Below are 15,578 nucleotides of genomic sequence, written 5' to 3'. Positions count from 1 at the left end.
ACTTCTTTTCATGGGCGACTGACGTCGCCAGCAAAACAGGCATAGAGCATGGAATTGCGTGCAGATCTGCTGATTGTCGGCGCCGGTATGGTCGGCAGCGCCCTGGCGCTGGCGTTGCAGGGCCGTGGCCTGCAAGTGCTGTTGCTCGACGGCAGCCCGATGAGCGTCAAGCCTTTCGATCCCCAGGCCGCGTTCGAGCCCCGGGTCAGCGCCTTGTCGACGGCCAGCCAGCGAATCCTCGACCGCCTGGGCGTCTGGGGCGGCATCACCACCCGGCGTGCCAGCCCTTATACCGACATGCACGTCTGGGACGGCAGCGGCACCGGGCAGATCCATTTTTCCGCCGCCAGCCTGCACGCCGAGACGCTTGGGCACATCGTTGAAAACCGCGTGGTGCAGGACGCGCTGCTGGATCGGTTGCATGACTGCGACCTGGGCCTGCTGGCCAATGCCCGGCTGGAACAGATGCGTCGTTCCGGCGACGATTGGTTGCTGACCCTGGCCGATGGCCGCACCCTGCGCGCGCCCCTGGTCATTGCCGCCGACGGCGCGAATTCGGCTGTGCGCCGCCTGACCGGCGTGGCGACGCGCGAATGGGATTACCTGCACCACGCCATCGTCACCAGCGTGCGCAGCGCCCGGCCGCATCGAATGACGGCGTGGCAGCGCTTCACCGACAACGGTCCGCTGGCGTTCCTGCCCCTTGAGCGTGACGGCCAGCATGACTGGTGCTCGATTGTCTGGTCCACCACCCCCGAAGAAGCGCAGCGCTTGATGGCGCTCGATGACACTCGATTCTGCAACGAACTGGAACGCGCCTTCGAAGGCCAGCTCGGTCCGGTACTGAGCGCCGACCCGCGCCTGTGCGTGCCGCTGCGCCAGCGCCATGCCAAGCGCTACGTGGCCGAAGGGCTGGCGCTGATCGGCGACGCCGCCCACACCATCCATCCGTTGGCTGGGCAGGGGGTGAACCTGGGCTTCCTCGACGCCGCCGTGCTGGCCGAAGTGCTGTTGCAAGCGGCCGCACGGGGCGAGCGCTTGGCGGACGTGAAGGTGTTGAGCCGCTACGAGCGGCGCCGCATGCCCCACAACCTGGCGCTGATGGCCGCGATGGAGGGCTTCGAGCGGTTGTTCCAGGCCGATCCGCTGCCGGTGCGCTGGTTGCGTAACACCGGGTTGAAACTGGTGGACCGCTTGCCTGAGGCCAAGGCGCTGTTCGTGCGCGAGGCGCTGGGGTTGATTGGGGATCTGCCGGATCTGGCCAAGGCCTGAAATGTGGGTTGGGGCTTATGGCCCCATCGCGAGCAAGCTCGCTCCCACAGTTGATTCGGTGAAACCTGTGGGAGCGAGCTTGCTCGCGATGGGGCCGGAACAGCCATCTCGACCCCACTGTTGCAACATTTGGAAATGTGTCCGCCTACTGTTCGATTGTAGTGCCAAATGTGAGTCCTTATCATTTGCGCTTCGCTCACCATCCAGAGATCGCTACCATGTTGGCAACCAAACGCCTGCTGTCCGCCCTCGCCTTGACCCTGGTCGGCACCACTGCCGCCCAGGCCGCCGATGAGGTGGTGGTCTACTCCTCGCGCATCGATGAACTGATCAAGCCGGTCTTCGACGCCTACACCAAGAAAACCGGCGTATCGGTGAAGTTCATCACTGACAAGGAAGCGCCGTTGATGCAGCGGATCAAGGCCGAAGGCGCAAACGCCACCGCCGACCTGCTGCTCACCGTCGATGCCGGTAACCTCTGGCAAGCCGAGCAGATGGGTATTCTCCAGCCGTTCACCTCCCCGGTGATCGATGCCAACATCCCGCCTCAATACCGCGCGTCCTCCCACGCCTGGACCGGCTTGAGCCTGCGGGCGCGGACCATCGTCTATTCCACCGAGCGGGTTAAACCCAGCGAATTGACCACCTATGAAGCGTTGGCTGGCAAAGAGTGGGAAGGCCGCCTGTGCCTGCGGACCTCGAAGAAGGTCTACAACCAGTCCCTGACTGCCACCCTGATCGAAACCCACGGGGCGGAAAAAACCGAGGAAATCCTCAAGGGATGGGTCAAGAACCTGTCCACTGACGTGTTCTCCGACGACACTGCGTTGCTTGAAGCGATCAACGCAGGCCAATGCGATGTCGGCATCGTCAACACTTACTACTATGGCCGCTTGCACCAGCAGAAGCCGGACCTGAAGGTCAAGCTGTTCTGGCCGAACCAGGCTGATCGTGGCGTGCACATCAACCTCTCCGGCATTGGCTTGACCCAGCATGCACCGCATCCGGAAGCCGCGAAGAAGCTGGTGGAGTGGATGACTACGCCAGAAGCACAGAGCATTTTTGCCGACGTGAACCAGGAATTCCCGGCCAACCCGAAAGTCGAACCGTCCAAGGAAGTGGCAGCCTGGGGCAAGTTCAAGGCCGACACCCTGCCGGTGGAAGTCGCGGGTAAACGCCAGGCCGAAGCCATTCGCATGATGGATCGCGCTGGCTGGAACTGAGACCCGTCCTGTTCAGTTCATTGAAAACATGTGGCGAGGGAGCTTGCTCCCGCTGAGCCTGTAGGAGCTGTGTAGGAGCTGTCGAGTGCAACGAGGCTGCGATCTTTCCCTAGACACTTGAGTCTCAAGCGAAAGATCAAGATCAAGATCAAGATCAAGATCAAAAGATCGCAGGCTCCGCCAGCTCCTACAGAGCCCAGCGGGAGCAAGCTCCCTCGCCACGTGACCATTTAACGAGAGTTCTCCTTGGCCCACCCCGCCCAACGCCGTTGGTACCCCCTGGTCTTCGCCATCGCCGCGTTGGTCCTGTTGCCCTTGAGCGTCTTGCTGCTGTCCTGGCAGAGCATCGACCAACAGATCTGGTCCCACTTGTGGGACACGCAAATGCCACGCTTGCTAGGTAACACCCTCACGTTGATCCTTGGCGTGGGGATCGGTGTGACGCTGTTGGGGGTCAGTCTCGCTTGGCTCACCAGCCTGTGTGAGTTCCCAGGGCGACGCTGGCTCGACTGGGCGCTGATGCTGCCGTTTGCGATTCCGGCCTATGTGCTGGCGTTTGTCTTCGTGGGTCTGCTGGATTTTGCCGGCCCTGTGCAGACGCTGATGCGAGAGTGGTTCGGCAGCGGCCTGCGCCTGCCTCGGGTTCGTTCCACCGGCGGGGTAATCCTGGTGCTGGTGTTGGTCTTTTACCCTTACGTCTATTTGCTGGCGCGCAGTGCCTTCCTGGCCCAGGGCAAGGGCTTGATGGAGGCTGCCCGGGTGCTGGGGCAATCGCCATGGCAGGCGTTCTGGCGCGTGGCGCTGCCGATGGCCCGGCCGGCCATCGGTGCAGGCGTGGCGCTGGCGCTGATGGAAACCCTGGCGGATTTCGGTGCGGTGTCAGTGTTCAACTTCGACACCTTCACCACCGCCATCTACAAGACCTGGTACGGATTCTTCAGCCTATCCAGCGCAGCCCAACTGGCCAGCCTGCTGTTGTTGGCGGTGATGCTGGTGCTCTACGGCGAACGCCGGGCCCGCGGCGCCCAACGAGCCAGCAACGAGCGGCCCCGGGTCAAGGCGTTGTACACGTTGCGCGGCTTCAAGGCCGTGGCGGCCAGTGGCTGGTGCTTCCTGGTGTTTGCCTGCGCGTTTGTCATCCCGGTGCTGCAATTGGTGGTGTGGTTCTGGCAACGCGGCCGTTTCGACCTGGATGAGCGTTATGCCGGGCTGATCGTCCATACCCTCTACTTGGGCGGCCTGGCCGCGTTGGTCACCGTCTGCGTGGCCTTGCTGCTGGCGTTCGCCCGGCGGTTGGCGCCGACCCGCCCGATTCGTGCCGGCGTCGGCCTGGCGAACCTGGGGTATGCCTTGCCCGGTTCGGTGTTGGCGGTGTCGATCATGCTCGCGTTCAGCTACCTGGACCGCGAGCTGGTCATTCCGCTGTCGGCCTGGCTCGGCGGCGCAGGCAAGCCGTTGCTGCTGGGCAGCCTGTCGGCGCTGTTGCTGGCGTATCTGGTGCGCTTCCTGGCCGTGGCCTACGGTCCGTTGGAGAGCAGCCTGGCGCGAATTCGTCCGTCCTTGCCCGAAGCGGCACGCAGCCTTGGGGTCAGTGGCACACGACTGTTTTTCAAAGTGTATCTGCCGTTGTTGTTGCCCGGGACATTGAGCGCGGCGTTGCTGGTGTTCGTCGATGTGCTCAAGGAAATGCCCGCGACGCTGCTGATGCGCCCGTTCGGCTGGGACACGCTGGCGGTGCGGATCTTCGAGATGACCAGCGAAGGGGAGTGGGCCCGGGCCGCGTTGCCGGCGCTGACGTTGGTCTTGGTGGGGTTGTTGCCGGTCATCGGATTGATACGACGTTCGGCCCATCGAAACAGCTAGGTGTCAGTCCTACCTCATGCGGCTACAATGCGCGGCATTCGGTGCGGTCCGTCTGTCGGACCGGGCAACTGAGAGCGTCAGAAAACTCCTTTTTTTCAGGCGTTCGCGCTACGCAGTGTCCGTCCGCACCTTCGCCAAGCCCGGAAGGAGAAACCCATGGGACAGCGTACGCCTCTGTATGACCTTCATCTCGCCCTTGGCGCGAAGATGGTCGATTTTGGCGGTTGGGATATGCCTTTGCACTACGGCTCGCAAGTCGAAGAGCACCATCAGGTGCGTCGCGACTGCGGTGTGTTCGATGTATCCCACATGACCGTGATTGATGTCGCCGGCCCCCAGGCCAAGGTCTGGCTGCAGCGCTTGCTGGCCAATGACGTCGACCGCTTGCAGGGCTCAGGCAGTGCCTTGTACAGCGCGATGCTCAATGAGCGCGGCGGCATTGTCGACGACATGATCATCTACCGTGTCGAGGACGGCTATCGGCTGGTCTTCAACGCCTCGACCCGCGATCAGGACCTGGCCTGGATGCAGGCGCAGCTCGGTGACTACGACGTGCAGTTACATGAGCGCCCCGAGCTGGCGATGCTGGCGATCCAGGGTCCCCACGCCCGGCAAAAGATTGCCGAGCTGGTCACACAACCGCGTGGCCAAATCATCCAGCAACTCAAGCCTTTCGAAGGCCGCGCCGACGGCGAATGGTTCATCGCCCGGACCGGCTACACCGGTGAAGATGGCCTGGAGATTGTGCTGCCCGCCCAAGAGGCTCCGAGTTTCTTCAACGATCTCGTAGGGGCCGGCATTTCGCCCATCGGCCTCGGCGCCCGCGATACCTTGCGCCTGGAAGCCGGCATGAACCTCTACGGCCAGGACATCAGTCAGGACGTTTCGCCCCTGGCCTCGAACATGGCCTGGAGCATCGCCTGGGAACCGGCGAGCCGTCCGTTCATCGGGCGCAGTGCGCTGGAGGCCGAGCTTGCCAGCGGTGTGCAGCACAAACTGGTCGGGCTGGTGCTGGAAGAGCGGGGCGTGTTGCGCGCCCATCAGGTGGTTCGCATCGCCAATGTTGGCGAAGGAGAGATCACCAGTGGTAGTTTTTCTCCTACGCTTAGCAAGTCGATCGCCCTGGCACGTGTTCCGATGGCAACCGCCGACCGGGCCGAGGTGGAAATTCGTGGTAAGTGGTACCCGGTACGGGTGGTCAAACCGACCTTCGTCCGCCATGGCAAAACCCTGATCTAACCTTTTGCGGCGGGCCGCTGGCCGCTGACACTTTCTCTTGAGGACACAGAATATGAGTGATATCCCTGCCGACCTGCGGTTTGCCGAAAGCCATGAGTGGGCCCGTCTGGAAGCTGACGGCACCGTCACCGTGGGCATCAGCGATCATGCGCAGGAAGCCTTGGGCGATGTGGTGTTTGTCGAGCTGACGGAAATCGGTAAGGTCTTTGCCGCAGGTGACCAGGCCGGTGTGGTTGAGTCGGTCAAGGCCGCTTCCGACATCTACTCCCCGGTTGCCGGCGAAGTGATCGCGATCAACGAAGAGTTGGGCGCTTCGCCGGAGTTGCTGAACTCCGATCCGTACGGTGCGTGGATCTTCAAGCTCAAGCCAAGCGACAAGGCTGAGCTGGACAAGCTGCTCGATGCGGCAGGCTACAAGGCCGCTATCGGCGAATAACCCGACTGTACCTGTGGGAGCGAGCTTGCTCGCGATAGCGGTGTATCAGCAGCATTGTTGTTGGCTGACACTCCGCTATCGCGAGCAAGCTCGCTCCCACAGGGGACTGGGGGCTGTCTCGGGATTATTCACCGGACAAAAAAAATGCCGCTCTCATCGAGCGGCATTTTTCATGGGCCGGGAATCACTCCTGGGCGACGGCGTTTTTCGCCAGGATCGCGTTGGCCAGTTCCATGTCGGTGGCTTGCAGGCCTGGGTTGTCGGCGCGTACTTTCTGCATCGCTGCCTCCAGGTAAGGGCCGCGGATACCGCCATCACTGGCGACGAAGCTGCCGGCATCGTCCTGGGCGGCGACGATCAGTTTGTGATCCTTGAAGGTCAGGTAGGTGGAACCGGTGGTCGCACCGGATGAGATGACGTTACGCCAAAACGTGTCGGCCATTGCCGAGCCAACAGGAAGAGACAGCAAGGCTAGGGTAGCGACAGCAAGTTTGAGACGCATGATAGGTGACTCCACTGGGTTAACTATGACGTTGGATTACCTGCGTCTCGATTCAGTTCCATGACTTGTCAGTCAGCCCGCTCCACTTGCAATACCGCGCCTTCCTGGGCCACCACCTTGACCCGCGTACCAATGGGCGACTCGGGCCCCTTGGCCAGCCAGACGCTGTCGGCCACCTTGAGCTTGCCGCGGCCTTCGACAATCGCTTCATGCACCAGGAAGACCTTGCCGATCAGTTCCTGTCCGCGCAGGTTCAGGAGCGGCTGATCGCTTTGGCGCACCGCGCTGCGCTGGCGTTGCCACCAGTACAGCGCCGTGGCGATGGCAAACAGGCCGAACAACAGGAACTGCAGCTCCCACGGCAGCTGCGGCAGGATGAACGTGAGTACGCCGACTGCCGCGGCGGCCATGCCGATCCACAGCAAGTAGCCACCGGCGCCGAACACTTCGAGGATCAGCAGGATCACGCCCAGCGCCAGCCAGTCCCAGTACGACATGTGTTGCAGGAACTCCCACATACGCGCGCCTCAGGCTTTCTTGCTGTCGAAGGTGGCCTTGACGATCTCGCCGATGCCACCGACCGCACCGATGACCTGGCTGGCTTCCAGCGGCATCAGGATCACCTTGCTGTTGTTGGCCGACGCCAATTTGCCCAGCGCATCGATGTATTTCTGCGCGACGAAGTAGTTCACGGCCTGGACGTTACCGTCGGCAATGGCCTGGGACACGACCTGGGTGGCCAGTGCTTCGGCTTGCGCCTGGCGCTCGCGGGCCTCGGACTCCAGGAACGCGGCCTGGCGGCTGCCCTCGGCCTCGAGGATCTGCGCCTGCTTCTTGCCTTCGGCGGTGAGAATCGCCGACGCACGCAGGCCCTCGGCTTCGAGGATCTGGGCACGCTTGATCCGTTCGGCTTTCATTTGCCCCGACATGGCGGCCATCAGGTCGGCCGGCGGGCTGATGTCCTTGATCTCGATCCGGGTGATCTTGATGCCCCACGGCGCCGTGGCTTCATCGACGGTGCGCAGCAGTTTTTCGTTGATGCCGTCGCGCTGGCTCAGCATCGCATCCAGCTCCATGGACCCCAGCACGGTGCGGATATTGGTTTGCAGCAGGTTGCGGATGGCGTGTTCGAGGTTGTTGACTTCGTAGGCTGCCTGGGCCGTATTGACCACCTGGAAGAAGCACACAGCGTCGATCTGTACCGTGGCGTTGTCGGCGGTGATGACTTCCTGGGGCGGAATGTCCAGCACGCTTTCCATGACGTTGATCTTGCGCCCGATGCGATCCATCACCGGGATGATGATATTCAGGCCGGGCTTGAGCGTATTGGTGTAGCGGCCGAACCGCTCGACCGTCCATTGGTAGCCCTGGGGTACGACCTTGAAGCCCATGAAGAGAATGACGACCACCAGGCCGATGAAAAGTAAAAGTACGCTACCGATCTGCATGACGGTTCCCTGTGCGAATTGAGATGGACCTGCGAGCCCTGAGTGTAGGGCAAACGGCCATTATCTTCCCTATAGTCCTTGTGGGGTGGAGATTTAGCGATACGTTGAGCCCTGTAGGAGCTGCCGAAGGCTGCGATCTTTTGATTTTGATTTTGATTTTTCGCTTGAGACTCAACTCTCTGGTACAAGATCGCAGCCTCGTTGCACTCGACAGCTCCTACGGCTTCCGCGGGAACAACTTCACGCCGTTACCTCTGCTCGCTCTGGGGCGTAACCCGCAGCACTTCCTCGACGGTGGTCAAGCCCGCCGCGACCTTTTGCGCCCCTGACAGCCGCAGGCTGCGCATGCCTTCCTTGAAGGCCTGGCGGCGCACCGCCAGCAGGTCGGTGTCGGGGTGGATCAAGGCCTTGACGCTGTCGGTCAGTTGCATGATTTCGTAGACGCCGGCGCGGCCGCGATAGCCGGTGTCGCGACATTCCAGGCAACCGACGGCCTGCTGGGCATTGCTCGGCAGCGGTGCCTGCCAGGGTCGGGTCAGGGTCTGCCAGTCGTCTTCGTTCAGGGTCAGGGGCGCCTTGCATTGCGGGCACAGGGTGCGCACCAACCGCTGGGCCATGACCCCGAGGACGGTGGCCTTGATCAAATAATGGGGCACGCCCAGCTCCAGCAGGCGACTGATGGCGCTCGGCGCGTCGTTGGTGTGCAGCGTCGACAGGACCAAGTGACCGGTGAGCGCTGCCTGGATCGCCATTTCAGCGGTTTCCAGGTCTCGGATTTCACCGATCATGATGATGTCCGGGTCTTGTCGCATGAGGGCCCGCACCCCGGCGGCGAAGCTCAGGTCGATGTTGTGCTGGACCTGCATCTGGTTGAACGACGCCTCGACCATTTCGATCGGGTCCTCGATGGTGCAGAGGTTCACTTCCGGCGTCGCCAGCTTCTTGAGTGTGGTGTAGAGGGTGGTGGTCTTGCCCGAACCGGTCGGCCCGGTCACCAGGATGATGCCGTTGGGCTGGCGGGTCATGTCCTGCCAGCGGCGCAGGTCGTCGGCGGAGAAACCGAGCTGGTCGAAATCCTTGAGCAGCACTTCCGGGTCGAAGATCCGCATGACCATTTTTTCGCCGAACGCCGTGGGCAAGGTCGACAGGCGCAATTCCACTTCGCCGCCGTCCGGGGTCTTGGTCTTGACCCGGCCATCCTGGGGTTTGCGTTTTTCCGCGACGTTCATCCGCCCCAGGCTCTTGAGGCGACTGACGATCGCCATCGTGACCTGCGGCGGGAATTGGTAGACGGTGTGCAGCACCCCGTCGATGCGAAATCGCACCGTGCCCTGCTCGCGGCGCGGTTCGATGTGGATATCGCTGGCCCGCTGTTGGAAGGCGTACTGGAATAGCCAGTCGACGATGTTGACGATGTGGGCGTCGTTGGCGTCCGGTTCCTGGTCGCTGGCGCCGAGGTTGAGCAACTGTTCGAAATTGCTCAGGTTGCTCGGTTGCTGATCGACCGTGGTGGCGCCGCTGACCGATTTGGCCAGGCGATAGAACTCCACGCTCAGGCGCTGGATATCCACCGGATTGGCGACCACCCGCTTGATCGGCAACTTGAGCACATGGGTCAGGTCGGCTTCCCAACTGTTGACGTAGGGTTGCGCGCTGGCGACGGTGACGGCGTCACGATCGACCGCCACCGCGAGGATCTTGTGGCGCTGGGCAAAGGCATAGGACATCAAGGGCGTTACGGCCGCCACGTTGATTTTCAGCGGGTCGATGCGCATGTAGGGTTGGCCGGCCTGCTGGGACAACCAGAGAGTCAGGTTCTCAAGGTCCAGGCGCTTGCCGGGCCGACTGAGGTCGTCCAGGTGCTGGTTGGCAATGAACTCCAGCGGGTGCAGCTGGCTGTTGGCGCTGTGGCGCCGGCGGGCGTTGAGCGCGGTTTCGGCCGAATCCTGGCTGATGAAGCCCTGGGTGACCAGTTGGCGCAGCAGATCATTGAGGTCCAGCCAGCGGTCCTGAGTGGCGTGTTTGGTGGACATGCGGGTTCCTATTGGACAATTGCAGCAAAGCCGCGATACAGACGCCTCGGCGTCCTCGCTCGGTCTGCAAAAGAATAGTCCCGACCCGGTGGTCCGTTGGGCCACTACCCGACCAATGCGTTACCAATTCTTGCCCGTGGGGGGTCAACCGGCCGCTTGGGCCGGCTCAACTCGCGCAATATCAGCGCCTTGCAGGTCCACCGAGCACATGCCGATCAGGTTACGTAATTTTTCTGCGATGACCTGGGCACGGTGCCAGCTCAGGCCGTCCATGACGATGTCCAGCGACAGCAGCTCGTCGAGGCGCTCGACGCGAACCTGCTGCGGGGTCAGGCCTTGCAAGGCAAACAGGTTCAATGCCCGGCAGAGCAGGTCCGGCTCGGCCTCGGCCAGCATCTGGTAGTGCACGCGGCAATGGGCATTGGCGGCGTGCCAGACGTCGGCGCGGGTCGGGGTGGTGGCAACGGCTTCAAGTGGGGGCATGTGCGGTCTCCTTGGCGGCGGAGAAATATTTACATGCGTCGCCGGGTATTTCTTATCTAAGATGGGTGCTTTCGGCGATGTTTCGAATCGCTTGAGTCTCCAGATCATTAATTTTGGGTTTGTCTATGCAAAGCGAGCTGGATAGCTATGACCGCAGGATACTGGCCCTGCTGCAAGAGGATGCCTCGCTGTCCAGCGCGCAGATCGCCGAGCAGGTCGGTTTGTCTCAATCGCCGTGCTGGCGGCGGATTCAGCGGATGAAGGAGGAGGGCATCATCCGCGCCCAGGTGACCTTGCTGGACCGCAAGAAAATCGGCCTCAACACGCAGATCTTCGCCGAAGTGAAACTCAACGCCCATGGCCGTTCGAACTTCACCGAATTCACCGAGGCGATCCGCGGCTTTCCCGAAGTGCTGGAGTGTTACGTGCTGATGGGATCGGTGGATTTTCTGCTGCGCATCGTCACGGCGGACATCGAGGCGTATGAGCGATTCTTTTTCGAAAAGCTGTCGATGGTGCCGGGGATCCAGGAGGTGAACTCGATCGTGGCGCTGTCGGAGATCAAGTCGACGACGAGTTTGCCGGTGGTGCGCTGAAGCTTGTTTTTGTGGTGTTCGGGTTGGCCTCATCGCGAGCAAGCTCGCTCCCACAGGGAATTTCAGCGTCCACAATAGGTGGGTACAACGCCGAACTCCTGTGGGAGCGAGCTTGCTCGCGATGGCGGCATCACAGGCGCAACAAGGTCTTCCAAGCCCGGTTCTGGTACACCGCAATCGCCTGTTGCTTGCGCGCATCCAGCGTTTCGTCGGTGATCGGTTGGTTGGCCAGTTGTGCCAGCTTGTTCAGCTCACCGTAGAGCCGATCCATTTCCGGGATCTCCAGCACATGGCGGGCATGGTGCAGCCAGGCCTGGATGCGTTCGATGCGGGGCAGTTGCTCGGCCAGGTCTTCCGGTTGCTGTTGATAACGTTGCAATTGCAGGGACGAGGACTCTTCGCCCAACAGGCGTGGCAACCAGCTGCCCAGTTGCGCCGCGCCCTGGCGATTGCCGCGGGTGTTGCGCTCGACGGCCCAGCTGCGGGCCAGCAGCCAGCGTGACGTGTTGAGGGAAAACAGGCCCCAGCGCGGGTCTTGCAGCTCTTCGAGGAACTGTTCCGGCGCGGCCTTGCGCACGTCTTCGTCGTCCAGGCCAGCCTGGACCAATGGGCGCCAGTCTTCCAGCAACGCGTCCAGGGCCAGGCGCAAGTCGTGGGTCGATTGGCGCGGCGCGGCCTGGCCGAGGCTGCTGAGCAGGGCGCGCAGTTCGGCGAGGCTTTCCACCCAGTCCTGCAGCAGGCGCCAATGGCCGTTGAAGCGGTATTGCTCGGCCAGGCGTTGGCTGCTGCCGAGCAAATGCCAGCTCAGCGCGGCGAAGGCATCGTCCAGCGGCGTTTCGGCAGTCAGTTGCGGGGCCGGCAGGCTCAAGGCGTAGCTGCCCGCGTCATGCAAGCGATAGCCACGCTCGGCCTTGCTGATGTCGCAGGGCATCAGGGGCAGGGTCATGGCCAGCTCGGCGGCCAGTTCCAGCAGGGCGGCGGGTTCGCCTTCGCGCAGTTCCAGCTCCAGTTCGCAGATTTCTTCCTTCTGCTTGCCGACCACCACGTGGCCCAGGTCCAGGGCCGCTTCGATGACCACCTTGCTTTTGCCACGGCCCCAAGCGATTTCAGCGCGTTCGCGGACGAAATCGGTGGTGAAGATGGCCTTGAGGGTTTTCTTGTCCAGTTCGGCCAAGGCCTCGGGCCAGCATTCGCCGTCGAGCTTCTTCAGGTCGAGCTTGGCCTTGGGCAGGTGCCAGTCGTATTCGTTGCGCTCGGACAGGCCGGCGACGCTCTGGCCGCGGGTCTTGAGGGTCTGGATCACCTCTTCGCCATCGCGACGCAGGCGCAGGGCGACCTTGGCCCGGGCCAGGTCACGTTCTGGCGTGTCGAAATACTGGTTCATCAATTCGTGGCGTTCCCAGCCACTCTTGTTGCGTTTTTTCAGCAGCGGATGCTCGCGCAAGGCTGCCAGGGTCTCGCGGCTGACGCGGAGTTTGATTTCGGTTTCTTTCTGCATGGCCGGAAAATCCAGGGATCGGGTGCGCAGCCGGGGGAAGGTGTGGCTGCCAAGGCCGTGCAGTGTACAGGACTGACTCGCCCTAGGTTTATTCCTGGGTCCAGATGGTTCTATGATGAACACCAATCTGTATGCCCGGAGCCAGCGATGCCTTTGCCGTCCATGAAAGATCAATTCGCTGCCCTGATCGCCACGCCTTCGGTCAGCTGTACCCAGCCTGGGCTCGACCAGTCCAACAGCGCTGTCATCGAGCTGTTGGCCGGCTGGCTCACTGAGCTGGGGTTCTCCTGCGATATCCAGCAAGTCAGCCCTGGCAAATTCAATCTGCTGGCCAGTTTCGGCAGCGGTCCCGGCGGCCTGGTGCTGGCCGGCCACAGTGACACGGTGCCGTTCGACGGCGCGTTGTGGCAGACCGATCCGTTGAAGCTCACCGAGATCGATGGCCGTTGGGTCGGCCTGGGCAGTTGTGACATGAAGGGCTTTTTCGCCCTGGCCATCGAAGCGCTCAAGCCGCTGCTGGACCAACCGTTCAAGCAACCGCTGCTGATCCTCGCCACCTGCGACGAAGAAAGCTCCATGTCCGGCGCCCGGGCCCTGGCCGATGCCGGCCGGCCCTTGGGGCGGGCAGCGGTGATCGGTGAGCCGACCGGCCTCAAGCCAATTCGGATGCACAAAGGCATCATGATGGAGCGCATCGACATTCTCGGGCGCAGCGGCCATTCGTCCGATCCGCGCCTGGGCCACAGCGCGCTGGAAGCCATGCACGATGCCATGGGCGAATTGCGCGGCCTGCGCCTGCAATGGCAGCGTGAATTCCGTAACCCGCAGTTCACCGTGCCGCAACCGACCCTGAATTTCGGCTGCATCCACGGCGGCGACAACCCCAACCGGATCTGCGGCCAATGCTCCATGGAATTTGACCTGCGGCCTTTGCCAGGCATGGACCCGCAAGTGCTGCGGGCGGCGATCCAGCAGAAGCTCAACCCCATCGCCGAGCGCCATCAAGTCAAGATCGACTACGCGCCGCTGTTCCCCGAAGTGCCGCCGTTCGAGCAGGCCGAGGACGCCGAATTGGTCCGCGTGGCCGAACGACTGACCGGCCATCGTGCCGAAGCAGTGGCGTTCGGCACCGAAGCGCCTTATCTTCAGCGCCTTGGCTGTGAAACCCTGGTGCTCGGTCCTGGCGATATCGCCTGTGCCCACCAACCGGGCGAGTACCTTGAAATGTCACGTTTGCAACCTACCGTGGAGCTGTTGCGGCAGTTGATCGGCCATTACTGCCTGACGTCGGCCACGGCCGATTAAATTGCGCCCTTGCGGGCCCGTATTCATCACATGAGGAGAGCGCGCGTGTCGCCAAGCCTGTTCCGACGATAACCACCAGCCCGTTGTGCGTTCTGTTTCGTCTTTTTTTGGCTGTTATTTATTACAGGTCCAGGTTCATGCCCGAATACGTCAATTGGCTTCGTCACGCTTCGCCCTACATCAACGCCCACCGTGATTGCACCTTCATCGTCATGCTGCCCGGCGACGGGGTGGAACACCCTAATTTCGGCAACATCGTCCATGACCTGGTGCTGCTCCACAGCCTCGGCGTGCGCCTGGTGCTGGTCCATGGTTCACGCCCGCAGATCGAGACCCGCCTCGCTGCGCGGGGCCTGACGCCTCACTACCACCATGGCATGCGCATCACTGACGCGGCGACCCTGGAATGCGTGATCGACGCGGTCGGCCAGTTGCGCATCGCCATCGAGGCGCGCCTGTCCATGGACATGGCGTCCTCGCCCATGCAGGGCTCGCGGCTGCGGGTCGCCAGCGGCAACCTGGTCACCGCCCGGCCGATCGGCGTGCTCGAAGGTGTGGATTACCACCACACCGGCGAAGTGCGCCGGGTCGATCGCAAGGGCATCAACCGCCTGCTGGATGAGCGCTCCATCGTATTGCTGTCGCCGTTGGGGTATTCACCCACCGGAGAAATCTTCAACCTGGCCTGTGAAGACGTCGCCACCCGGGCGGCCATCGACCTGGCGGCCGACAAGCTGCTGTTGTTCGGTGCCGAACAGGGGCTTATCGGCGAGGACGGACGGCTGGTGCGGGAATTACGTCCGCAACAGGTCCCAGGCCACATGCAACGCCTGGGCAGCGACTATCAGGCCGAACTGCTGGACGCGGCGGCCCAGGCCTGTCGTGGTGGCGTTGCGCGCAGCCACATCGTCAGTTATGCCGAGGACGGCGCGCTGCTGGCCGAACTGTTTACCCGCGATGGCAGCGGCACGCTGGTGGCCCAGGAACAATTCGAAGTGGTGCGCGAAGCGGCCATTGAAGATGTCGGCGGCCTGCTGGACCTGATCAGTCCGCTGGAAGAACAGGGGATTCTGGTGCGTCGCTCCCGCGAAGTGCTGGAGCGCGAGATCGAACAGTTCAGCGTGGTCGAGCGCGAAGGCATGATCATCGCCTGCGCGGCGCTGTACCAGATCGCCGATTCGGATGCCGGGGAACTGGCCTGCCTGGCGGTGAACCCGGAGTACCGCCACGGTGGCCGGGGCGACGAACTGCTGGAGCGGATCGAAACCCGCGCCCGCGCCCAAGGGCTCAAGACGCTGTTCGTACTCACGACCCGTACCGCCCACTGGTTCCGCGAACGTGGTTTCGAGCCCAGCAGCGTCGACCGTCTTCCGGCCGCGCGAGCCTCGCTCTACAACTATCAGCGTAATTCGAAGATCTTCGAAAAAGCCCTGTAACCCCTGGGGGCGCTCCCTGCGTGGGAGTGTCGCAGGGGGCGTCTTTTTGATTTCAGACAATGAATCGCCTGACGCATAGCCATCAAGCTCCCATCTTAAGCAGCCTCGGCGCCAAAGGATCAAGGGAACCCTCTACGCCGGGGTTTCCCGCTGAGCGCTTCTCGACAAAAAGCCATTCAGTAATTCGCCGGCTGGCCGATACGCCGGACCACGGTTGATGAAGCTTTGATGGCAGCTATATGTC

14 protein-coding genes are annotated in these 15,578 nt (G+C 62.4%); 8 read left to right on the top strand and 6 right to left on the bottom strand.

Going from position 1 to position 15,578, the window contains the following annotated elements; translation table 11 throughout:
• Nucleotides 1–54: 54 nt before the first annotated feature.
• From ACIPQ1_RS04120 to gcvH, 5 genes are all read left to right on the top strand, one after another.
• Nucleotides 55–1,272 (top strand): 2-octaprenyl-3-methyl-6-methoxy-1,4-benzoquinol hydroxylase, encoded by a 1,218-nt coding sequence (locus tag ACIPQ1_RS04120; protein ID WP_411387567.1) that lies wholly within the window; start codon nt 55–57, stop codon nt 1,270–1,272.
• Nucleotides 1,273–1,490: 218 nt separating this feature from the next.
• Nucleotides 1,491–2,495 (top strand): extracellular solute-binding protein, encoded by a 1,005-nt coding sequence (locus ACIPQ1_RS04115; protein ID WP_250965460.1) that lies wholly within the window; start codon nt 1,491–1,493, stop codon nt 2,493–2,495.
• A gap of 246 nt (nt 2,496–2,741) precedes the next feature.
• Nucleotides 2,742–4,358, top strand: coding sequence for an ABC transporter permease (locus ACIPQ1_RS04110; protein WP_446533640.1), 1,617 nt, complete (start codon nt 2,742–2,744; stop codon nt 4,356–4,358).
• Nucleotides 4,359–4,514: 156 nt separating this feature from the next.
• Nucleotides 4,515–5,597 carry a glycine cleavage system aminomethyltransferase GcvT gene (gene gcvT, locus ACIPQ1_RS04105; protein WP_250965458.1) on the top strand — a complete coding sequence of 361 codons (1,083 nt, stop codon included), beginning with the start codon at nt 4,515–4,517 and terminating at the stop codon, nt 5,595–5,597.
• A 52-nt stretch (nt 5,598–5,649) separates the two neighbouring features.
• On the top strand, nt 5,650–6,033 hold the full coding sequence (gene gcvH / locus ACIPQ1_RS04100) for a glycine cleavage system protein GcvH (protein WP_411385913.1): 384 nt from the start codon (nt 5,650–5,652) through the stop codon (nt 6,031–6,033).
• 184 nt (nt 6,034–6,217) lie between these two features.
• Here gcvH and ACIPQ1_RS04095 read toward each other — a convergent pair whose 3' ends face one another.
• From ACIPQ1_RS04095 to ACIPQ1_RS04075, 5 genes are all read right to left on the bottom strand, one after another.
• A complete protein-coding gene (locus tag ACIPQ1_RS04095; protein ID WP_170867266.1) occupies nt 6,218–6,538 on the bottom strand; it encodes a DUF2388 domain-containing protein in 321 nt (106 codons plus the stop codon).
• A 65-nt stretch (nt 6,539–6,603) separates the two neighbouring features.
• Nucleotides 6,604–7,053 carry an NfeD family protein gene (locus ACIPQ1_RS04090; protein WP_446533639.1) on the bottom strand — a complete coding sequence of 150 codons (450 nt, stop codon included), beginning with the start codon at nt 7,051–7,053 and terminating at the stop codon, nt 6,604–6,606.
• A gap of 9 nt (nt 7,054–7,062) precedes the next feature.
• Nucleotides 7,063–7,983 (bottom strand): SPFH domain-containing protein, encoded by a 921-nt coding sequence (locus tag ACIPQ1_RS04085; RefSeq protein WP_186707583.1) that lies wholly within the window; start codon nt 7,981–7,983, stop codon nt 7,063–7,065.
• 248 nt (nt 7,984–8,231) lie between these two features.
• The gene (locus ACIPQ1_RS04080) at nt 8,232–10,016 is read right to left on the bottom strand and encodes a GspE/PulE family protein (RefSeq protein ID WP_411385911.1); all 1,785 of its coding nucleotides are present in this window, start codon (nt 10,014–10,016) and stop codon (nt 8,232–8,234) included.
• A gap of 144 nt (nt 10,017–10,160) precedes the next feature.
• Nucleotides 10,161–10,499: a hypothetical protein gene (locus ACIPQ1_RS04075; RefSeq protein WP_411385910.1), complete on the bottom strand. Its 339-nt coding sequence runs from the start codon at nt 10,497–10,499 to the stop codon at nt 10,161–10,163.
• Between the two features lie 125 nt (nt 10,500–10,624).
• On the opposite strand from ACIPQ1_RS04075, the gene ACIPQ1_RS04070 reads away from it, so the two are divergent.
• Nucleotides 10,625–11,095 carry an Lrp/AsnC family transcriptional regulator gene (locus tag ACIPQ1_RS04070; protein WP_186707580.1) on the top strand — a complete coding sequence of 157 codons (471 nt, stop codon included), beginning with the start codon at nt 10,625–10,627 and terminating at the stop codon, nt 11,093–11,095.
• 130 nt (nt 11,096–11,225) lie between these two features.
• Here ACIPQ1_RS04070 and ACIPQ1_RS04065 read toward each other — a convergent pair whose 3' ends face one another.
• Entirely contained in the window at nt 11,226–12,593 is a 1,368-nt protein-coding gene (locus ACIPQ1_RS04065) for a CYTH domain-containing protein (protein WP_186707579.1), read from the bottom strand.
• 147 nt (nt 12,594–12,740) lie between these two features.
• On the opposite strand from ACIPQ1_RS04065, the gene argE reads away from it, so the two are divergent.
• Nucleotides 12,741–13,898 (top strand): acetylornithine deacetylase, encoded by a 1,158-nt coding sequence (argE, locus tag ACIPQ1_RS04060; protein WP_446533638.1) that lies wholly within the window; start codon nt 12,741–12,743, stop codon nt 13,896–13,898.
• A gap of 137 nt (nt 13,899–14,035) precedes the next feature.
• Nucleotides 14,036–15,334 carry an amino-acid N-acetyltransferase gene (gene argA / locus ACIPQ1_RS04055; RefSeq protein WP_053126389.1) on the top strand — a complete coding sequence of 433 codons (1,299 nt, stop codon included), beginning with the start codon at nt 14,036–14,038 and terminating at the stop codon, nt 15,332–15,334.
• Nucleotides 15,335–15,578 lie beyond the last annotated feature (244 nt).

Source organism: Pseudomonas sp. LARHCG127, assembly GCF_052871455.1.
Note: the sequence above shows the minus strand (reverse complement) of the source record. Positions and strands in the feature narration are given on the sequence as shown.